The 20,202-nt window shown below is 78.5% G+C and carries 18 protein-coding genes and 1 pseudogene; 9 read left to right on the top strand and 10 right to left on the bottom strand.

Features of this window, described 5'->3' with window-relative positions:
- Positions 1–220: 220 nt before the first annotated feature.
- On the bottom strand, positions 221–2,476 hold the full coding sequence (locus tag ACI8AA_RS11940; RefSeq protein ID WP_457044626.1) for a sodium-translocating pyrophosphatase: 2,256 nt from the start codon (positions 2,474–2,476) through the stop codon (positions 221–223).
- Positions 2,477–2,809: 333 nt separating this feature from the next.
- Between ACI8AA_RS11940 and ACI8AA_RS11935 the strand changes: the two genes are divergently transcribed.
- Positions 2,810–5,401: a DEAD/DEAH box helicase gene (locus ACI8AA_RS11935; protein WP_457044625.1), complete on the top strand. Its 2,592-nt coding sequence runs from the start codon at positions 2,810–2,812 to the stop codon at positions 5,399–5,401.
- Positions 5,402–5,428: 27 nt separating this feature from the next.
- Here ACI8AA_RS11935 and ACI8AA_RS11930 read toward each other — a convergent pair.
- The 3 genes and pseudogenes from ACI8AA_RS11930 to ACI8AA_RS11920 all read right to left on the bottom strand — a co-directional run.
- Positions 5,429–5,758, bottom strand: a pseudogene (locus tag ACI8AA_RS11930) (Rv3654c family TadE-like protein); the annotation flags it as partial.
- Entirely contained in the window at positions 5,755–6,087 is a 333-nt protein-coding gene (locus tag ACI8AA_RS11925; protein ID WP_456929815.1) for a TadE family type IV pilus minor pilin, read from the bottom strand. The pseudogene ACI8AA_RS11930 and the gene ACI8AA_RS11925, both read right to left, overlap by 4 nt.
- 44 nt (positions 6,088–6,131) lie before the next feature.
- Positions 6,132–6,383: a DUF4244 domain-containing protein gene (locus ACI8AA_RS11920; protein ID WP_457044624.1), complete on the bottom strand. Its 252-nt coding sequence runs from the start codon at positions 6,381–6,383 to the stop codon at positions 6,132–6,134.
- A gap of 219 nt (positions 6,384–6,602) precedes the next feature.
- Here ACI8AA_RS11920 and ACI8AA_RS11915 point away from each other — a divergent pair, with 219 nt between their 5' ends.
- From ACI8AA_RS11915 to ACI8AA_RS11885, 7 genes are all read left to right on the top strand, one after another.
- Positions 6,603–8,027, top strand: a complete 1,425-nt coding sequence (locus ACI8AA_RS11915; protein WP_457044623.1) for a glycosyltransferase — start codon at positions 6,603–6,605, stop codon at positions 8,025–8,027.
- Complete coding sequence (locus tag ACI8AA_RS11910; protein ID WP_457044622.1) at positions 8,024–9,208, top strand: hypothetical protein; 1,185 nt, start codon at positions 8,024–8,026, stop codon at positions 9,206–9,208. The genes ACI8AA_RS11915 and ACI8AA_RS11910 overlap by 4 nt, the downstream gene beginning before the upstream one ends.
- A complete protein-coding gene (locus ACI8AA_RS11905) occupies positions 9,205–10,266 on the top strand; it encodes an ATP-grasp domain-containing protein (protein WP_457044621.1) in 1,062 nt (353 codons plus the stop codon). The genes ACI8AA_RS11910 and ACI8AA_RS11905 overlap by 4 nt, the downstream gene beginning before the upstream one ends.
- Complete coding sequence (gene wecB, locus ACI8AA_RS11900) at positions 10,263–11,414, top strand: non-hydrolyzing UDP-N-acetylglucosamine 2-epimerase (RefSeq protein ID WP_457044620.1); 1,152 nt, start codon at positions 10,263–10,265, stop codon at positions 11,412–11,414. Before ACI8AA_RS11905 ends, wecB begins: the two co-directional genes overlap by 4 nt.
- Complete coding sequence (locus tag ACI8AA_RS11895; RefSeq protein ID WP_457044619.1) at positions 11,411–12,142, top strand: HAD family hydrolase; 732 nt, start codon at positions 11,411–11,413, stop codon at positions 12,140–12,142. The genes wecB and ACI8AA_RS11895 overlap by 4 nt, the downstream gene beginning before the upstream one ends.
- Before the next feature lie 115 nt (positions 12,143–12,257).
- Positions 12,258–12,719: a hypothetical protein gene (locus ACI8AA_RS11890; protein WP_457044618.1), complete on the top strand. Its 462-nt coding sequence runs from the start codon at positions 12,258–12,260 to the stop codon at positions 12,717–12,719.
- A 130-nt stretch (positions 12,720–12,849) separates the two neighbouring features.
- Positions 12,850–13,584, top strand: a complete 735-nt coding sequence (locus ACI8AA_RS11885) for a PIG-L deacetylase family protein (protein ID WP_457044617.1) — start codon at positions 12,850–12,852, stop codon at positions 13,582–13,584.
- 18 nt (positions 13,585–13,602) lie between these two features.
- Here ACI8AA_RS11885 and ACI8AA_RS11880 read toward each other — a convergent pair whose 3' ends face one another.
- The 4 genes from ACI8AA_RS11880 to ssd are packed head-to-tail and all read right to left on the bottom strand — an operon-like array spanning position 13,603 to position 17,340.
- Complete coding sequence (locus tag ACI8AA_RS11880; protein ID WP_457044616.1) at positions 13,603–14,334, bottom strand: type II secretion system F family protein; 732 nt, start codon at positions 14,332–14,334, stop codon at positions 13,603–13,605.
- Positions 14,331–15,125: a type II secretion system F family protein gene (locus ACI8AA_RS11875; RefSeq protein WP_457044615.1), complete on the bottom strand. Its 795-nt coding sequence runs from the start codon at positions 15,123–15,125 to the stop codon at positions 14,331–14,333. The genes ACI8AA_RS11880 and ACI8AA_RS11875 overlap by 4 nt, the downstream gene beginning before the upstream one ends.
- Complete coding sequence (locus ACI8AA_RS11870; RefSeq protein ID WP_457044614.1) at positions 15,122–16,261, bottom strand: TadA family conjugal transfer-associated ATPase; 1,140 nt, start codon at positions 16,259–16,261, stop codon at positions 15,122–15,124. Before ACI8AA_RS11870 ends, ACI8AA_RS11875 begins: the two co-directional genes overlap by 4 nt.
- Positions 16,258–17,340: a septum site-determining protein Ssd gene (gene ssd / locus ACI8AA_RS11865; protein ID WP_457044613.1), complete on the bottom strand. Its 1,083-nt coding sequence runs from the start codon at positions 17,338–17,340 to the stop codon at positions 16,258–16,260. The genes ACI8AA_RS11870 and ssd overlap by 4 nt, the downstream gene beginning before the upstream one ends.
- Positions 17,341–17,467: 127 nt before the next feature.
- On the opposite strand from ssd, the gene ACI8AA_RS11860 reads away from it, so the two are divergent.
- Positions 17,468–18,334, top strand: coding sequence for an HAD family hydrolase (locus ACI8AA_RS11860; protein WP_457044612.1), 867 nt, complete (start codon positions 17,468–17,470; stop codon positions 18,332–18,334).
- 26 nt (positions 18,335–18,360) lie between these two features.
- Here ACI8AA_RS11860 and ACI8AA_RS11855 read toward each other — a convergent pair whose 3' ends face one another.
- On the bottom strand, positions 18,361–19,350 hold the full coding sequence (locus tag ACI8AA_RS11855) for an aldo/keto reductase (protein WP_457044611.1): 990 nt from the start codon (positions 19,348–19,350) through the stop codon (positions 18,361–18,363).
- 45 nt (positions 19,351–19,395) lie between these two features.
- Positions 19,396–20,184 (bottom strand): oxidoreductase, encoded by a 789-nt coding sequence (locus ACI8AA_RS11850; RefSeq protein WP_457044610.1) that lies wholly within the window; start codon positions 20,182–20,184, stop codon positions 19,396–19,398.
- Positions 20,185–20,202 lie beyond the last annotated feature (18 nt).

Raw genomic sequence — 20,202 nt, 5'->3', positions numbered from 1 at the left:
GCAAGAGCCACCCCGGGGTTGGGCAGGGGGGCGCGGTGTTTGCGTTGGGGGGGGAACACGGCCCCGCCGGGGGGCGGCCCCGCCCCGGGGGGGGCCCCCCCCCGCGGACGCTAGGACGGCCCTGCGGCGGGACCGGCCGCGTCGTCCACAGCCGGCCGCCCGTCCACAGGCCGCCGCGGGCCTCCGCCCGGCCGGGCGGGCGGAGGCTCGCGGGGTGGTCTCAGGACGCGGACGTGGTCAGCGTGCCGGCCGGCTCCCCGGCGGTGCCGCCGACGACGACCGAGCGGCGCTTGGAGACCACGACGGCGGCGATGACCACCAGCGCCGCGGCGCCGGCGATGAGCAGCCGCACCGTGGTGTTGGCGCCCTCCCCCACGTGCAGGCTGACGACCGCCGGCGCGATGAGCAGCGCCACCAGGTTCATCACCTTGATCAGCGGGTTGATCGCCGGCCCCGCGGTGTCCTTGAACGGGTCGCCCACGGTGTCCCCGATGACGGTGGCCGCGTGCGCCTCGCTGCCCTTCCCGCCGTACGCGCCGTCCTCGACCATCTTCTTGGCGTTGTCCCAGGCCCCGCCGGAGTTGGCGAGGAAGACCGCCATGAGCGTGCCCGCGGCGATCGCGCCGACCAGGTAGGCGGCCAGCGGGCCGAAGCCGAGGCCGAACCCGACCGCGACCGGCGCCAGCACGGCCAGCAGCCCGGGGGTGGCCAGCTCGCGCAGCGAGTCCTTGGTGCAGATGTCGACGACGGCGGAGTAGTCCGGCCGCTCGGAGAAGTCCATGATCCCGGGGCGGGTGCGGAACTGCTCGCGGACCTCGAACACCACCCGACCGGCGGCCCGGGACACCGCGTTGATCGCCAGCCCGGAGAACAGGAACACCACCGCCGCGCCGATGACCGCGCCGACGACGTTGTCCGGCTCGACGAGGCTGAACGCCTGCCCCAGGTCGGCGCCGTCGAGCGCGGCGCGGACCTGCTCGTTGTAGGAGCCGAACAGCGCGGTGGCGGCCAGCACGGCGGTCGCGATCGCGATGCCCTTGGTGATCGCCTTGGTGGTGTTGCCGACGGCGTCGAGGTCGGTGAGGACGCGCGCGCCGTCCTCGTCGATGTCGCCGGACATCTCGGCGATGCCCTGCGCGTTGTCGCTGACCGGGCCGAAGGTGTCCATCGACACGATCACGCCGGCGGTGGTGAGCAGCCCGCACCCGGCCAGGGCGACGGCGTACAGCGCCGCGCCGCCGCCGATGAGGAAGGCGCCGTAGACGGCGGCGCCGATGAGCAGGGCGGCGTAGACGGCCGACTCCAGGCCCAGGGAGATGCCGGAGAGCACCACGGTCGCGGGGCCGGTGAGCGAGCTGCGGCCGACGTCGCGGACGGGCTTGCGGCTGGTCTCGGTGAAGTAGCCGGTGAGCTGCTGGATGGCGGCGGCGAGCACGATCCCGACCAGGACGGACACGAAGCCGAGCACCTGCGGGTTGACCACCGAGTCGGGGACGTCGGCGACGCTCGGCAGCACGGTGAAGGCCGCGGCGGCGACGAGGACGAGGGAGACGACCGCGGAGGTGAAGAAGCCGCGGTTGATCGGGGCCAGGCCGCTGGCGTCGCCCTTGCCCGGGTTGCTGGCGAGGATGCCGACGACGGAGGCGAGCACGCCGATCGCGGCGACGACGAGCGGGAAGACCATGCCGACCGCCCCGAAGAAGACCTGCCCGAGGATCAGCGCGGCCACGAGGGTCACCGCGTAGGACTCGAAGAGGTCGGCAGCCATGCCGGCGCAGTCGCCGACGTTGTCGCCCACGTTGTCCGCGATGGTGGCGGCATTGCGCGGGTCGTCCTCGGGGATGCCGGCCTCGACCTTGCCGACGAGGTCGGCGCCGACGTCGGCGGCCTTGGTGAAGATGCCGCCGCCGACGCGCATGAACATCGCCAGCAGCGCGCCGCCGAAGCCGAAGCCCTCGAGGACGACGGGGGCGGTCTCGTCGAACAGCAGCAGCGCCAGCGACGCGCCGAACAGGCCCAGGCCGACGGTGATCATCCCGCAGACCCCGCCGGTGCGGTACGCGATGCGGAAGGCGGGCCGGTAGCCGCCGGTGCGGGCGGCGGCCGCGACCCGGACGTTGCCGCGCGTGGCCAGCGTCATGCCGATGAAGCCGACCGTCGCGGAGAACAGCGCGCCGACGAGGAAGAACACCGCGCGGCCGACGCGGGTGCCCCAGCCGCCGTCGTGGACCGGCAGGACGAGCAGGAGCAGGAAGACGATCACGGCGAAGACGCCGAGCGTGCGGAACTGCCGCCGCAGGTAGGCCCCGGCGCCCTCCTGCACGGCCCGGGCGATGTCCCGCATGCGGGTGGTGCCCTGCTCGGCTGCCAGGACGGCGCGCACGAGGGACCACGCGAACACCAGTGCAGCCAGCGAGACGACGAGGGCTGCCGTCACGAGGACGACGTCCCCGCCGGAGAGATCATTGTCCGGCATCGGTACCTCCCAGCGGTCGGCTGCCGACGGGCGGCTGGCGTCCCCGGTCGGCGGAGAGCACGTCGGCGGGCGGGACCGCCCGGAGACGAGGCGCGAGTGTAAGCGGAATCACACTCCGCGGTCTGCCCCCTCCCCGGAACCGATGTGGGGGCAGCGCGTGACCGCAGGTGGGCGGAGGGTCGCTCCTCTCCCCGGGACGAGGGGCGGCTTGCCCCCGGGTGTGACAGTGGAGGGGTGACCACGCTCCACCCGGTCCGGTCGGTTGCTCCCCCACCCGGCCGCGGAGGGTCCTCGGGGGGCGAGGCGCCGGGCACCGCCGGAGAGGGCACCGCCATGGAGGGCGCGCCGGTCCACGGTTCGGCCGCCGCGCACGGGTCCACCGCCCCCGGGAGCGCCGGGGCCCCGGACGCCGTGCCGCCGGGCGCCGAGCTGCTCGGGGACCTGCTGGCCGGCACCCCGGAGGAGGAGTCCCCGGTCACCCACGTGCACCGGCTGGCAGTGCGGGAGAGCCGGACCCTTCCCTGGCCGGAGTGGGTCGAGCCGGGCCTGCGGGAGCGGCTGCAGCAGCAGGGCGTCCGCGAGCCGTGGCGGCACCAGGTGGAGGCCGCCCAGCTCGCCCACGACGGCACCTCGGTGGTCGTGGCCACCGGCACCGCGTCGGGCAAGTCGCTGGCCTACCAGCTGCCCGCGCTGACCCGCCTGGCCGAGGACCCGCGCGCCTGCGTCCTCTACCTCGCGCCGACCAAGGCGCTGGCCCGCGACCAGCTGGCCTCGGTCGCCGCGCTGGCCGACCCGTCGGTGCGGCCGGCCGCCTACGACGGTGACACCCCCGCCGAGGAGCGCGACTGGGTGCGCCGGCACTCGCGGTGGATCGTCACCAACCCGGACATGCTGCACCGCGGCGTGCTGCCGGCCCACCAGCGCTGGTCCTCGACGCTGCGCCGGCTGGCCTACGTCGTCATCGACGAGTGCCACGCCTACCGCGGGGTCTTCGGCTCGCACGTCGGGCACGTGCTGCGCCGGCTGCGCCGCATCTGCCGCCGCTACGGCGCCGACCCGGTGTTCGTGCTGGCCTCGGCGACCGTGGCCGAGCCGGCCGCGGCGGCCAGCCGGCTGGTCGGGGCGCCGGTCGTGGCCGTGACCGACGACGGCTCCCCGCGCCCGGGCGCGACCTTCGCGCTGTGGGAACCCCCGCTCACCGAGCAGACCGGCGAGCACGGGGCGCCGCTGCGCCGGTCGGCGGCCGCGGACACCGCCGGGCTGCTGGCCGACCTGGTCGAGCGCGGCGCGCGGACGCTGGCGTTCGTCCGGTCCCGGCGCAGCGCCGAGTCGGTGGCCGAGCAGGCCCGCCGGCTGCTGGCCGACCGGGGCCGCAGCGACCTGGTGCGGCGGGTGGACTCCTACCGCGGCGGCTACCTGCCCGAGGAGCGGCGGGAGCTGGAGCGGGCGCTGTCGGCGGGCGAGCTGCTCGGTGTGGCCACCACCAACGCCCTCGAGCTGGGCATCGACATCGCCGGTCTCGACGCCGTGGTGCTCGCCGGCTACCCCGGCACGCTGGCCTCCCTCTGGCAGCAGGCCGGCCGCGCCGGGCGGGCGCAGCGCGAGTCGCTGGTCGTGTTCGTCGCCCGCGACGACCCGCTGGACCACTACCTGGCCCACCACCCCCGCGCGGTCTTCGGCCGGCCGGTCGAGGCCACCGTCACCGACCCCGCCAACCCCTACGTGCTGGGGCCGCAGCTGTGCTCCGCGGCGGCCGAGCTGCCGCTGACCCCCGAGGACCTGCCCGACTTCGGCGGCCCGGTGGCCGAGGCGCGGCTGGAGGAGCTCGTCGCCGCCGGGGACCTGCGGCGGCGCCCGGCCGGCTGGTACTGGGCCGGGCGGGGGCGCCCCGAGGTCGACATCCGGGGCAGCGGCGGCGAGCCGGTGGCGATCATCGAGGGCGACACCGGCCGGCTGCTGGGCACCGTGGACGGCGGGGCGGCGCACTCCACCGTGCACACCGGCGCGCTGTACGTGCACCGCGGCGAGACCTTCGTCGTCGACGAGTTCGACCCCGAGGACGCCTGCGCCGTCGTGCACCCCGAGAGCCCGGAGTGGACCACCGTGGCCCGCGACGTCACCGACCTGTCCGTCGTGGACGTCGAGCGCACCCGCCGGCTGGGCACGGTCACCGCGCACACCGGCGTCGTCGACGTGACCAACCAGGTCGTGGCCTACCAGCGCCGGCGGGCCGGCACCGGTGAGGTGCTCGCCGAGTTCCCGCTGGACCTGCCGCCGCGCCAGCTGCGCACCCGGGCGGTGTGGCTGACCCTCGACGCCGACGCGGTCGCCCGTGCCGAGGTCGACGACCTGGCGCTGCCCGGGTCGCTGCACGCGGCCGAGCACGCGGCGATCGGCATCCTGCCGCTGCTGGCCACCTGCGACCGCTGGGACCTCGGCGGGCTGTCCACCGCACTGCACCCGGACACCGGGACCGCGACGGTGTTCGTCTACGACGGGCACCCCGGCGGCGCGGGCTTCGCCGAGCGCGGCTTCGCGGCGCTGCGGCGCTGGCTGCGGGCCACCCGTGCCACGGTCGCCAGCTGCGAGTGCGACAGCGGCTGCCCCTCCTGCGTGCAGTCGCCCAAGTGCGGCAACGGCAACGACCCGCTGGACAAGGCCGGCGCGGTGCGCGTGCTCGACGTCGTGCTCGACGAGCTGGCCGCGGCCGAGGCCACCGCGGACGCCGACGACGTCGAGGAGTCCGACGTCGAGGGCACCGCGCACGTGATGCCGACCGGCCCGGTCCGGGGGCTGCTGCGGCGGCCGGGCACCGGGCGGTCCGCTCCCCGGCCCGAGCCCGCCCTCGAGCCCGGCGCCGAGGAGCCCGCGGAGCCCGCCGCGGACGCCGGCGCCGGCCACGTCGAGGACGGCCTGGTCTTCTGAGCCCGCAGGCGGCGCCGGCCCGGCGCGGGCGACCGCCTCGGCGCGGCGGGCGCCCAGCGGCCCGAGCGGGACGGTGACCGCCACCCGGACGTCGACGACCGCACCGTCCCCGACCGTGCAGGCGGCCAGGTCCGCACCGTTGTCCCGCGCCACCTCGGTGGCGGCCACGCACGGGGCGGGGTCCCCGGTGACCGCCCGCGCCGCGGCGGCGAGCGCGGCGAGGTCGGCCGCGGACCCGGCGCGGTGGCGGGCCACCGCCGCCGCCCCGACGAGGACCGCGGCCAGCCCGACGAGTGCGAGCACGCCGGCCAGGGCCACCGTCCACACCGTCGCCGAGCCCCGCTCGCGCCCGCTCACCCGCCGGCCACCCCGGGCTCCAGCCGGGCGACCGCGCTCGCCCCGACCCCGACGGCCGGGCCGACGCCCAGCGGCGCCACCGACGCGCCGACGGTGACCCGGACCTCCTCCCCCGCGACGACCACCGCGGTCACCGCCCCGTCCGGCGCCACCCGGGCGGCGAGCGCGCGGACCTGCGCCGCGTCCTCCCCGCGGGCGGCGGCCCGGGCGCCCTCCCGCGCGGCGTCCACGCAGCGCAGGTGCGCGCCGACCACCACGACGGCGGAGACGACGGCCGCCAGCACGAGCACCAGCACGGGCAGCACGACGGCGGTCTCGGCGGTGACCATCCCGGCCTCCCGCCGGCCCGGGGGGACCGCGCGGCGGCGCACGGTCAGGAGAGGGCGCCGAGCGCGGACTCGACCAGGTCGCCGAGCGCGCTGACGACCGAGCCCCCGGTCACCACGCGGTAGAGGACCGCGGCGAAGGCGCAGGCCGCGACCGTGCCGACGGCGTACTCGGCGGTGCTCATGCCCACCTCGGCGGTCGCGCGGACCCGGGCCCAGCGGGCGGCGAGCCCGCGCCGGCGGGGTCCCGCGGGAGTCGGCTCGGCCGGGTCCTCGGCGGGCGGGTGGTCGGTGGTCACGGCTCCTCCTCGGGTCGGGTGGCCCCGATGGCGGGGCGCGTCCCGACCCTCGCCGCGGCGGGCGTCCCCGCCGGCGCCCGCCCGCAGGCTGTGGACGGCGGGCCGCCTGTGGACGGCGGACAGCGGGGTGTCGGTGCTTCCGCTTCAGGTGGTCCCGGCAGATGCCGAATCACGAGGAGGTGGCGCGCACGCGCCACCGGCAGGCCGGGAGGAGGACCCGTGGCACACGGCACCGACCGCCCCGAGGGCCGCCCCCTCGTCCTGGCCGGCTACGTCGTCGCCCTCGCCGCCGCCGCGGCCGCGTTCGGGCTGGACCCGACCCTCGGCGTGGTCGCCGGCGCGCTCAACGTGGTGTTCGGCGTCTACTTCTGCCGGCACCTGGCCTTCGCCGTCGCGGCCGCCCGCTGGGCCGAGCGCGACCTGCTCGCCGCCGACGTCGGCCTGGACACCTACACCCCGCCGGTCGCGGTGCTCGTCGGCTGCAAGAACGAGGAGCTCGTCGTCGACGGGATGGTGTCCGCGCTTCTCGCCCTGGACTACCCGGCCGACCGGCTCACCCTGGTCGTCGTCGACGACGGTTCCGACGACGCGACCGGCGCGAAGCTCGACGCCTGGGCGGCGCGGGAGCCGCGGCTGCGCGTGCTGCACCGCCCGCCCGGCGCCGGCGGCGGCAAGTCCGGCGCGCTCAACGAGGCCCTCGACCTCGTCGACGCCGAGGTCGTGCTGGTCTTCGACGCCGACCACGAGCCCGAGCCCACGGCGCTGCGCCGGCTGGTCCGGCACTTCCGCGACCCGGTGGTCGGCGCGGTCATGGGCCGCTGCGTGATCCGCAACGGCAAGGACTCGTCCATGGCCGGCGTCGTCTTCGTCGACTACCTCTCCGGCTACCTGGTCAACGAGTACGGCCGCCAGGCGCTGTTCGAGCTGCCCGCCTACGGCGGCGCCAACTGCGCGGTCCGGATGAGCACGCTCCGGGCGCTGGGCGGCTGGAACCCGGAGACCGTCACCGAGGACACCGACCTGACGCTGCGCATCCTCATGGCCGGCCAGCGGGTGCGCTACGACGTCTCGGCCATCGACTTCGAGGAGGCGGTGGTCAGCGCCCAGCGGTTCTGGAAGCAGCGCTACCGCTGGGCCCGCGGCCACCAGAAGTGCCTGCGCGACTACTGGCGGCCGCTCATGCGAACGCCGCACCTCTCCCCGCTGGAGAAGGTCGAGACGTCGCTGTTCCTCGCCGTCTACCACGTTCCGATGCTGTCCGGCCTGGGCCTGCTGCTCACCGTCCTGCGCGCGTTCGGGATCGGGGACCTGCCGGTCGTCGGGCTGCTGCCGCTGTCGATGCTGCTGTTCATCGGCCCGCTCGCCGAGCTGTGCGTCGGACTGCTGGTCGGCCGGGTCGAGCGGCGGTCGGCCTGGCGGCTGCTGGGCTTCCTCCCGGCGTTCGCGCTGTCGATCTGGATCACCTCCCGCGCCTACGTCGACGGGATGCTCGGGCGGCCCTACAGCTGGGTGAAGACCAGCCGGTCGGGCGCCACCTCGACCGTGCTGCCGGCAGCCGTCCCGGCGCCCGCCGTGGAGGAGAGCGCCGCCGAGCCCGCCGGCCGGCCGCGGTCGTTCGCCGTTCCCGCCGGGGAGGAGCGGTGAGCGCCGCCGGTCTCACGGCCCCGTCCGTCCGCCGCAGGGCGTGGCGCGGGACGAACCGCCGGCTGGTTCCGGTGCTGGCCGACCTCGCGCTCGCCGCCGCGATCTGCGTGCTGGGCTTCCGCTACCTGTCCGGCCCGCTGCAGGTGGTCGAGGCGGCCGGGGTGGCGACGGTGCTCGGCTGGATCGCGCCAGGCCAGGCGTCGGGGGTGCTGCCGCGGCACGTGCTGCTCTTCCCCGACGACGGCGGGATCATCGACGCGGTCGTGACGGCGTCGTGCTCGTCGGTGCTGTCGGTGCTGGGGCTCACCGCGCTGACCGCCGTCGTGCTGCGCAGCCGCAGGCTGCACGCCGTCGGAGGCCTGCTGGTCGCCGTCGCGGCGCTGCTGCTGCTCAACCACGGCCGGCTGCTGCTGTCCGCAGGCGCGGGCCTGCTGTGGGGCGAGGGCGCGCTGGTCCTGTTCCACGACTGGGTCGGCACGGTGTGGAACCTCGTCGCCACCCTCGGCGGCTTCCTGCTCATGGTGTGGATCACCCTGCCGACCCTCGAGCGGGCCGAGCAGGACGTGTCGGGCCGGCACACCGCCCGCCGTCCCGACAGCTGGGCGCGTCCCGGCCTCGGCTACCGCGACCCGGGTGGTGACGAGCGGCGCGCCCGGAAGCGGCGCACCACGGTCACCGGACTGCTGCACCGCCACGTCTACCCGCGCCGGCTGTCGGCCTGGCTGGCCGCCCGCCGGGAGTCCGGGCGCGTGGACTACCGGCTCGGCCACCTCCCTCCGGACCGCCGGGCCGAGCGCGTCCGCGAGCTGGCCGCCGACGGCCTGGGCGCGCACGGCGCCTCGCTCGTGGCCGTGGCCACCTACGAGACCGACCTGGCCGTCCTGGACCGCCTCGCCGAGTGCGTCGCCGGGCGGCAGTGGGAGCCGGTCACCGACAACCGGGTGGTCGCGCTGCGGTTGTGGGCGCGGGGCTGGCTGCTCGCCCGGCCGGCCGTCGACGACGGGCTGGCGGCCCGGCCGGTCCACGCGCCGCAGCCGACGGTCCCGGTCGTGCGGATCGCGGTGCCGCCCGCCGGTCACCCGGCCGCGTCGCCGCCCGCCGTCCCGCCGCCGGGGTCCGGTCCCGCCGCCCCGCACCCCGCCAGCTTCGCCCGCCCGCACGACTCGGAGACGCCCCGGTGACCTCGACCCTGCACCCCGCGCCCACGCCCCCGTCCGGCGGCCGGCACGCCGGCCCGGACGCGCCCCGCCCCGCCGTCCTCGTCACCGGCGCGGGCGGCCCGGCCGGCGTCGCGGTCGTCCGCCGCCTGGTCGCACTCGGGCACCGGGTGGTCGGAGTGGACGCCGACGGGACGGCCGCCGGCGCGGCGCTGGCCACCGTCGGCGCGGTCGTCCCGCGGGCGGACCACCTGCGCTTCGTCGACGCCCTCGTGTCCCTCGCGAGGACGCACGGCGTGGACGCGCTGATCGGCACTGTCGCCGAGGAGCTGCCCGCCCTCATCGCCGGTGCGGAGCAGCTGGCCGCGGCCGGGGTGGCGACCTGGCTGCCGTCGGCGGACAGCGTGGAGCTGTGCTGCGACAAGGCCGCGTTCGCCCGCACGCTGCGCGACGCCGGGGTCCCCCACCCCGCGACCACCGACACCGCCGCCGGGCTGGTGCGGGTCCCGGGCCCGTGGGTGGTCAAGCCGCGCGCCGGGCGCGGCAGCCGCGGCGTGCGCCTGCTCGACGCCCGCTCCGCGGTGGCCGAGGCCCTGTCCGAGGACGCCTCGCTGATCGCGCAGACGCGGCTCGAGGGACGCGAGTTCACCGCCGACGCCCTCGTCGGCCGCGACGGCGGGCTGCTCACCGTGGTGCCGCGCTGGCGCGACGACACCCGGGCGGGCATCTCGGTCAAGGGCACCACCTTCGACTCCCCCGCCGTGACCGACGTGGTCGCCGCCGCGCTGGAGGCGGTGCGGCTGACCGGCCCGGCGAACGTGCAGGGCTTCATCGCCGACGACGGCCGGGCCGCCGTGGTCGAGATCAACCCGCGCTTCTCGGGCGGTCTGCCGCTGACGCTCGCCGCCGGGGCCGACGTCGTGAGCGCCCACCTCACCGGCATCCGCGACCCGCAGGCCCGCCTGCCGCACCTGTGGTTCACCCCGGGCGTGCGGATGAGCCGCTACTTCGCCGAGACCTACACCGCCGAGGACGGCGCCCCGGTGACCGACCCGTGCGCCGTGCGGGCGGTGTCCGCGTGAGCCGCCGCCGGCACGTGCTCGTGCCCTTCGGCACCCGCCCCGAGGTGGTCAAGCTCGCTCCGGTGGTGGCGGCCCTGACCGCCGCGGGCCACCGGGTCGACGTCGTCGACACCGGCCAGCACACCGACCCCGCGCTCTCCACCCGGCTGCAGGAGACCCTCGGCCTCGCGCCGACCTGCCGGTTCGCGCTGCCCACCGACGACCCCGCCGCCCGGTACGGCGCACTGCACGCCGACGCGGCCCGCGCGGTGGCCCGGTTCCGGCCCGACGTCGTCCTGGCGCTGGGCGACACGAACACCGTGCCCGCCTACGCGCTGGCCGCCCGCGGTGCCGGCGTGCCGTTCGCGCACCTCGAGGCCGGGCTGCGCAGCCTGAACCCGCGCAGCGTCGAGGAGGTCAACCGGCGGGTGGCTGCGGCGGTGGCCGCCCTGCACCTGGCCCCGACCCGGCGGGCCGCGGCGTTCCTCGCGGCCGAGGGCGTGCCCGCGGAGCGGGTGTTCGTGGTCGGCAACCCGGTCGTGGACACGCTCGTCGCCCGCGGTGTCCGCCCGGTGCCGGTGGCGCAGCGGTCCGGCGTGCTGGTGACCGCGCACCGGCCCACCAACGTCGACGACCCGGTGCGGCTCAAGCGGCTGGTCGGGGTCGTCCGCGCGCTGGCCGATCAGGTCGGGCCGGTGACCTTCCCGGTGCACCCGCGGACCGCGGCCCGCCTGGCGGCCGCCGGCCTGGACGCCGAGCTCGACCACCCGGCCATCACCCGCAGCGGCCCGGTCGACTACGACACGCTGCTGGCCGCGCTGGCCTCGGCCCGGCTGGCGGTCACCGACTCCGGCGGCGTCCAGGAGGAGGCCGCCTACCTCGGCGTCCCGGTGGTCGTGCTGCGCGGCTCGACGCCGCGGTGGGAGGGCGTCGAGGCCGGCACCACCACGCTGGCTGGCCTGGCCGACGACTCCGCCGCCGACGCCGTCCTGGCCGCGGCCGCCGCGCACACCAGCCCGGCGGGCCAGGCCCGCGCCGCCGGCCTGCCCTGCCCCTACGGCGACGGCACGACCGGGCCGCAGGTGGCCGCCGTCCTCGCCGACGAGGCCACCGACGCGCTGCTGGCGCTGGACGAGCCCGACTTCACCGACGGCCGGCTGCCGTGGTGAGCACCGCGCCGGGCTGGGACGGCCCGCCGCCGCTGGCCGTCGTCGTCGACCTCGACGACACCCTCTACCCGCAGGCCGCCTACCTGGCCGCGGCGGCGGTGGACGTCGGGGCCGCCGCCGGCGCCGCCGGGCTGGACGGCGATGCCGTGCACGCCGCGCTCGTCGCGGAGCTGACGGCCGGGTCCGACACCGGCGGGACGATCGACCGCGCGCTGCTCGCCGCCGGGGTGCCCGCCGGCGACCTGGCCCGGCACGTGCCACCGCTGGTCGGCGCGTTCACCGCCTGCGCGCCGGCGCGGCTCGACCCCTACCCCGGGGCCCGGGAGGCCCTCGCGGCGCTGTCCGGTGCCGTGCCGGTCGGCTGCCTCACCGACGGCAACCCGGCCATCCAGGCGGCCAAGCTCGCCGCGACCGGGCTCGGGCCGCTGCTGACCGAGGTGCTGGTCACCGACACCCTCGGCGGCCGGGCCGCGCGCAAGCCCGCCCCGCAGGGGCTGCTCGTGCTCGCCGCGCGCCTCGGCGTCCCCGCCGACCGGGTCCTGGTGATCGGCGACCGCCCCGGCAAGGACGTCGCCGTCGCCGCGGCCGTGGGCGCACGGGCGATCCGCGTCCGGCAGGGCGAGTACGCGTCGGCGCCGGACGTCCCCGCCCCGTGGGCGGGGACCGGCACCTTCCCCGAGGCCGCGGAGTTCGCCCTGGCGGTGGTCGCCCGGGTCGTCGCGGTCTGAGTCCGGCCGGTCCCTCCTCGCGATGAGCCGGCCCGCGGCCGCCTGCACGCGGCACCCCGGCCGCCCGATGGCCCTCCGCTGGGGCCGAGTGCGCCCCGGTCCGGAAGGGGGCCACATGGCAGGCAGGACGCGGCGGCGCGGGGCGCCGCTCGGAGCGCGGCTGGCGGTGATCACCTGTGTCACGCCGGTGCAGAACGGCTACTGGAACGCGGTCCTCGGCTACACCAACACGACCTCGACGACGGCGACGGTGCAGCGGGGCCCGTACAACGACATGAGCCCCGACCGGTTCGACGGCGCGCAGCCCACGCAGTTCACCCCGGGTGCGCACCCCGGCGCGTTCTCCGTGCCGGTGCCCGCCTCCGTGGGCACCGTGCGGTGGCAGGTCCTCGGCATGACCGCCACGGCCGGCCGGGACTCCAGCACCCGGTGCCCCGCGTCGACGCCGCTGCCGGCCGACGGCAACGGCATGGGCATCGTCCTCACCCTCGCCGCCGCCGACGCGGTGGGCGGCGCCTCGGTGGTCGTCTCCCGGCGGCGCCGCGACCGCGGGACGCCCGCACCCGCCGCGGGCTGACGGGTTGCGCACGACCGGATCTCCCCCCGAGGGGGGAGGTCCGGTCGCCGCGCTGGAGGCCACCGCCGGCGGCGCCGATGCACAGGTGTCGGGCGGGGAGGCCGCCCCTGACGAGCAGAGGACGGCGGCCGTGGACGGCACGACGACGAGGGGCCCGGGGCGCAGCGTCCTGGCCATCGGCGCCCACCCCGACGACATCGAGCTCGGCTGCGGCGGCGCGCTGATGGCGCACGTGACGGCCGGGGACACGGTGACCATGCTCGTGATGACCGGGGGCGAGAACGGCCCCGGCGACGACGACCAGGTCGCCGGCCGGCGCGCCGAGCAGCAGCGCGCGGCCGAGCTGGTCGGCGCGCGGCTGGCCTGGGGCGGGCTGCGCGACTGTGAGGTCGTGGCCGACGCGGGCACGATCCGCCGCATCGAGCAGGTGCTGCAGGAGACCGCCGCCGACCTCGTCTACGTGCACGCCCCCGACGACAGCCACCAGGACCACCGCGCCATCGCCGCCGCCACACTGGGTGCCGCCCGGCGCCTGCCGCGGGTCCTGCACTACCAGAGCCCCTCGACGCTGGCCTTCGCGCCGACCGTGTACGTCGACGTCACCGCGCACCTGGCCGGCAAGCTCGACGCCCTCGCCGCGCACGCCTCCCAGGTGGAGCGCTCGGCGATGGTCGAGCCGGACGCCGTCGTGGCCTCCGCCCGCCACTGGGGCGCCCAGGCCCGCATCGGCTACGCCGAGGCCTTCCAGCCCACGCGGATGGTGCTCGACCTCGCCCCGGCCGCACCGGCGGTCCCCGCGTCGGTCCCCGCCGCCTGGGCGCTGGTGCCGGCGCACACCTCAGCGATGGCCGCCGGCCGCCGCTGACGGCCCTCCTCCGGGGGCTCACCCGAACACCTGGCCCGCGATGCCGATGACCATCGGCGCGATGCCCAGGCACACGAACGCCGGCAGGAAGCACAGCCCGAGCGGCGCGAGCACCCACACCCCGGCCCGGCGCACGCCCGCCTCGGCCCGACTGCGCGCCGCCGCCCGCGCCTCCGCCGCCAGCACGCGCAGGGCCGGCACCGCCGCCGCGCCCGACTCCCCCGCGCGGACCAGGACCCGGCCCAGCCCGGCCAGCTCCGGCGGCGCGTCGTGCCACGCCGTCCGCGGCGCGGCCCCGAGGCGCAGCCGGCCGCCGACGTCGGCCAGCGCGGGACCCAGCGGCCCCGGCACCACGGCCGCCACCGCGCCGAGCGCGGCGCCGACCGGCAGGCCGGCGCCCAGGCAGACACCCAGCAGGTCGCAGGCCACCGGCAGGTCGGCGGTCACCGGCGCGGGCGCCGACCCGCGGGCCGGCGCCCGCCGCAGCCACCGGTCGGCGAGGACCGCCCCGACCGCGCCCAGCGCCACCCCGGCGGCACCGCCGACGAGCAGGGCCGTGGCGGCACCGGCCAGGACGGGGAGCGCCGGCCGCCGGACCGGACCGGGGGCCGACCCCGCCGGTCGCTCCGGGGCGGCGGGCGCGCCGAGGGCCCGCAGCCGGGCCGTGCGGCGCACCGCCGGCGTCGGCCACGCGGCCAGCGCGCCGGCGACCGCCAGCAGCGCCAGCGCCTGGGCTCCCGCGGCGCTCACCGCAGCGCCCGCCGGACCAGCCGCGCCGACCAGGCCAGCCCTGCCGCCTCCAGCCCCACCCCGGCGACGAGCAGTGCCTGCCCGGGCACCGTCGTGGTGAGCACCGCCCACGGGTCCGCGCCGATGCCGCTGCCCATGGCGAGCGCCAGCAGCGGCAGCCCGGCCAGCAGCGCGGCGCTGGCCCGCGGTCCGGCGGTCACCGAGCGCAGCTCCTCCCGCTGACGCCGGCGGGCCCGCAGGTCGTCCTCGACCGCCCCGGCGACGGCGGCCAGCGAGCACCCCGTCCGGGCGCTGAGCTCGACCGCCGCCGCGAGCCGCCCGTGCGCCCGGCCGAGCTCCGACGCCGCCTCCGCCGGCACGGCCCCCGGCGCGCGGAGGGCGCGGGCGAGCGCCCGGGCGGCGTCCGCGTCGGGGACCACCGCCACCGCCGCCGCGGTCGCCGCGTCGAGCGGCCGGCCGCTGCGCAGCTCCGCGGCGAGGGCGGCCAGGGCGTCGGCGAGGACGTCGAGGTCCTGCTCGTCCCGGCGCAGCGCGCGCTGCCGGACGCCCGCCCGGGCGGCCCCGGCGGCGGCCGCACCGGCCAGGACGGCCACCAGCGGGGGGCCGGCCAGCGCCCCGGCGGCGGCGCCCGCGGCAGCGGCGAGGACCGGCCAGGACCGCGGCGCCGCGGCCAGCGGTCCCCGCACCGGGCGGCCCGCCCCGGTGAGCCGGTGCAGCCGCGCCCGCCGCCGGGCCGCCCCGCCGGGCCACAGCAGCAGCGCCAGTGCGCCCGCCGCCAGCGCCGCGGTCACGCCGTCCCGCCGTCGAGGAGGGCGGCCAGCCGGTCCGCACCCGGGCACGGGCCGCCGTCGGCCCGCCAGCCGGCGTCGACGGTCACGAGGTCGCCGTCGCGGCGCACCACCCCGACCTCGGCCACCCGGCGGCCCGCCGGGGTGCGCCGCAGGTGCACCACCACCGCGAGTGCAGCGGCGGCCTGGCTGTGCACCGCCCGCCGGTCCAGGCCGGCCGCCACGCCCAGCGCCTCGAGCCGGGCGGGCACCTCCCCGGGCCGGTTGGCGTGCAGGGTGCCGCAGCCGCCGTCGTGCCCGGTGTTGAGCGCGGCCAGCAGGTCGGTGACCTCCGCGCCGCGGACCTCGCCGACCACCAGCCGGTCGGGCCGCATGCGCAGCGCCTGGCGCACGAGGTCGCGCAGGGTCACCTGCCCGGCGCCCTCCACGTTCGGCGGGCGCGTGAGCAGCCGGACGACGTGCGGGTGCGCCGGGGTGAGCTCGGGGGCGTCCTCGCAGAGCAGCACGCGCTCGTCCGGCGGCACCTCGCCGAGCAGCGCCGACAGCAGCGTGGTCTTGCCCGAGCCGGTGCCGCCGGTGACGAGGAAGGCCAGCCGCCGCCGGACCACCGCCCGCAACAGCGCCTCCGACGGCCCGGGCAGCGTGCCGCGCGCGGCGAGGTCGGTGAGACCGAGGGAGCACCGCCGGAGCACCCGCAGCGACAGGCAGGTGCCCGCGGCCGAGACCGGCGGCAGCACGGCGTGCAGCCGGGTGCCGTCGGGCAGGCCCGCGTCGACCCACGGCGCGGCGTCGTCGAGGCGGCGCCCGGCGCTGGCGGCCAGCCGGACCGCGAGCCGGCGGACGGCGTCCTCGTCGGGGAACCGCACGTCCGCGGGCTCCAGGCCGCTCCCCCGGTCCACCCACACCTCGGCGGGCCCGTTGACCAGCACGTCGGTGACGCCGGGCGCCCGCAGCAGCGGCTCCAGCGGCCCGGCGCCGGCCAGCTCGGCGACCGCGTCGCGCACCGCGGCGAGGACGTCGGTCTCGCCGAGCAGGCCGGCCTCCTCCCGCACCAGCGCCGCCACCGCGGCCCGGCTCGGCGGCCCCGGCTCCAGCGCCAGCCGGGCCCGCACCCGCTCCACCAGCGGCAGGCCGCTCACGCCGCCCGCCCCGGCCGGGACAGCTCCTCGAGCAGCCGGCGGACCAGTGCACCCAGCGGGCTGCGCGGCGCCACCGACGGCGGCTCGCCGCGCTCGCCCCGGGGCAGCGCGCCGCGGTCGTGCCCCAGCTCGGCGAGCACCGGCCGCCCGGCCACGGCGACCACCTCCGCGGCGGACAGGCCGCCCGGGACGGTGCGGACCACCAGCCGGGCGGCCGACCAGGGCGCCCCGGCCACCAGCGCCCGGGCGGCCGAGGCGGCGCGCAGCCGCGCGGGCACGACCAGCAGCGCCAGGTCGGCCTCGGCCAGCACCGCCTCCGCCGCCGGGTCGGGCGCGGCCGCGCGCGGCAGGTCCACCACCACCGGGAGCCCCCGGTCCCGCGCGGCGTCGACCACGGCGGTGAGCGCCTCGGCCGGCACCGGCGCCGGGTCGTCGCGGGCCGCGGCGAGGACGTGCACCCCCGCGGCCGCGGGCAGCGCAGCGAGCAGCGCGTCCCCGGCCACCCGGCCGCGCACCCCGGTCAGCTCAGGCCAGCGCAGCCCCTCGGCGTCCTCGGCGCCGAGCAGCAGGTCCAGCCCGCCGCCCCACGGGTCGGCGTCGACCAGCAGGACGCCCCCGCCCCGGCCGGCGGCGGCCACGGCGAGCGCGGTGGCCAGCGTGCTGGCGCCCGCCCCGCCGCAGCTGCCGCCGACGACGGTCAGCCAGCCGCGCGCCACCGGCGACCGCCCCGCCTCCCCCGCCCGGGCGGCCAGCCACGCCTCGTCGTCGGGCAGCACGGCGACGCGCTCGGCGCCGCGCTCCACCGCGGCCGCCCAGGCCGGCGCCGGCAGGGCGTCGGGCGCGACGACGACCACGCCCGGGCGGCGGGGCAGGGCGCGCACCGCCGGGCTGTCGAGGACGTCGGCGCCGAGCAGCACCAGCGCGGCGTCGCGGTGGGCGCGGCGCAACGCCGTCCCGCCGGTGGCCACCTCGGGCTCGGTGCCGGCGGCGGCGAGGACCCGCAGGACCTCGTCGAGGAGGTCCTCGTCGGCGCAGACGACCAGCGGGCGGGACGGCGGGGGGACCGGAGGCGGGGGCACGCGCCGGAGCCCATCGTGGACAGCCGGTGCGCGCGTGCCGGAGCGGGCAACTGTGGACGACCCGAGAGGGTGTGGACGGAGTTGCGAGACCCGTCACACCCAGGGCGTCCGCTTACAGTCGTGAACCGTGACGCACGCCGCGGCGTTCTTCGACCTGGACAAGACGGTCATCGCCAAGTCCAGCACCCTGGCCTTCGGCCGCCCCTTCTTCGCGGGCGGGCTGATCAACCGCCGCGCCGTGCTCAAGGGCGCCTACGCGCAGTTCGTCTTCTCCCTCTCCGGCGCCGACGCCCAGCAGATGGAGCGGATGCGGGCGCAGATCACCGACATGGCGACCGGCTGGGACGTCGCGACGGTGCACGAGATCGTCCGCGAGACGCTGCACGAGGTCGTGGACCCGCTGGTCTACGCCGAGACGGCCGACCTCATCGAGTCCCACCGGGCGGCGGGCCGGGAGATCGTCATCGTCTCCAGCAGCGGCGCGGAGATGGTGGAGCCGATCGGCGAGATGCTCGGCGCCGACCGGGTGGTGGCCACCCGGATGGTGACCGTCGACGGCCGCTACACCGGCGAGATCGAGTTCTACGCGTACGGGGAGAACAAGGCCGAGGCGATGCGGCAGGTGGCCGCCGAGAACGGCTACGACCTGGCCGACTGCCACGCCTACAGCGACTCGGTCACCGACCTGCCGATGCTCGCCGCGGTCGGGCACCCGACGGCGGTCAACCCCGACCGGGCGCTGCGCAGGGTGGCCGCCGAGCGCGGCTGGCCGGTGCTGGAGTTCACCCGGCCGGTGTCGATGCGCTCGCGGTTCGCGGTCCCGCCGGCCCCGGTGGTCACCGGCGCCGCGATGGGCGTGGGCGCGGCGGTCGCCGGGCTGGCCTGGTACGCGCGGCGGCGGGCGCTGCGCGCCGTGCCCGCCGTGGCGGCCGCGGCGACGGCGGCGACGGCGGCGGTCCCGGCCGCCGGCCGGTGGCGGCGCCGGGGCGCCTGAGCGCCCCGCGCCCGCGTCCCGTCCGCTCAGACGCCCAGCCGCCCGCGGAGCCCGTCCACCCGCTCCCGGACGCCGTCCGCCAGCGTGCGCACTGCCGACACCGGCGCGAACGCCCGCGCCGCCGCGGTGAGCGCCGCCTGCTCGTCGGGCCGCAGGTCGACGTCGCCGGCCGCGGCGTTGGCCTCCACCTGCTCCATGCTCGAGGCGCCGGGGATGACCACCACCTGCGGCAGCGAGACCAGCCAGGCCAGCGCGATCGTCCCGGGCCGGACCCCGTGCGCGTCGGCGACCTCGCGCAGGACGTCGAGCAGCGGCTCCGCGCGCCGCAGGTTCTCCGTGCCGAACAGCGGGTTGGCCGCGCGCACCCCGCCGGGCCGGTTCTCCACGCCGTACCGGCCGCCGAGCAGGCCCTGCGCCAGCGGGCTGTAGGCGATGACGACCCGCCCCTCGCGCTCGGCGAAGGGCACCACGTCCTCGAGCGCCCCGGGCCGGGCGAGGGAGAACTGCACCTGGTTGGTGAGGACCGGCCGGCCCAGCGCCGCGTCGGCCGCCCGCCAGCGGGCCAACGAGTAGTTGGAGACGCCGGCGGCGCCGATGCGGTCCTCGTCGAGCAGCTGCCGCAGGCCCGGCATGATCACGCTGTCGGGGACGACCGGGTTGGGCTGGTGCACCTGGTACAGCGGGATCCGCGTCAGGCCCAGCCGCCGGGCGCTGCCCTCGAACCGGGACCGGACCACCGGCGGGAACGGCGCCACGGGGAAGACCTTCGAGGCGACGACGACCTCGCCGCGCTCCTCCCCCAGCGCCTCGCCGAGGATGCGCTCGCTGTGGCCGAAGCCGTAGACCTCCGCGGTGTCGAACAGCGTGACGCCGAGCTCGCGCGCCCGGCGGACGATGTCGCGGGCCGCGCCCTCGGCGTAGCCCTCGCCGTAGCCCCACTCGCGGGACCCGAACTGCCAGGTGCCCAGCCCGATCCTGCTGACCCGGCCGAGCCCGTCGACGTCGAGGTGGCGCATCCCCCCACTCTGCGCCGCGTCCGCACCGGGCGCAGGGCGGGCCGGTCAGCCGCGCAGGATCGCCTCGGCGATGGCCAGCCCCTCGCGGGCGCCGAGCTCGGTGGCGCGGCAGCAGTGCACCAGCCAGGCGGCGACGCCGTCGGGACCGCCCCCGGCGTAGCCGGCCAGCCGCTCACGGTAGGCGTCGGCGCCGAGCTCGACGAAGCCGACCTCCGGCACCGACACCGCCTTGGGGTCCAGGCCGCGGCCGATGGTGGTGAGCCGGGCCGCCGCCCGGGCGACCACGCCGTCGGCGGTGCCGAACGGCGCCAGGGCCGCGAGCTCGCCGTGCACCAGCCCGGCCACCAGCACCGCGGGCACGGTCGAGGTGCCGGTCACCACCTGGAACAGGCCGGACAGCCGCGGGCCGGCGTGCGGGCCGGGGCGGCCGAGGCCGGCCCGGTCGGTGAGGTCGGCGGCGGCCAGCACGTGCAGCCGGGCGAGCACCTGGCCGGGGGCCTTCGCCCACGTGTCGACCAGCGAGCCGAGCCCCACCGACACCCGCAGCGAGCCCTGCACGACCGGGTCGTCGACCGAGCCTGCGCGCAGGTCGGCCAGCGGGACGTCGACGCCGTCCAGGGCCGCCGACGCGCGGGCCCCGCGCAGCGCCGACTCGGTGCTGACCTCGGCCGACCGGTTGCGCATGAGCCGGTGGGCCAGCAGCCGGTCGATGCCGGCGCGGGCGGCGTCGGCGGCGTCCCGGACCCCGGGGAGGTCGAGCAGCGGGGCCAGCGGGTCGGGGCCGGTCGGCGCGGCGGCGGGCCGGCCGGCGCCGGGACGGACGGGGATGGTCACGTCCCGACGGTACGAGCA

The sequence above is a fragment of the Geodermatophilus sp. SYSU D01180 genome (assembly GCF_054050415.1).
Note: the sequence above shows the minus strand (reverse complement) of the source record. Positions and strands in the feature narration are given on the sequence as shown.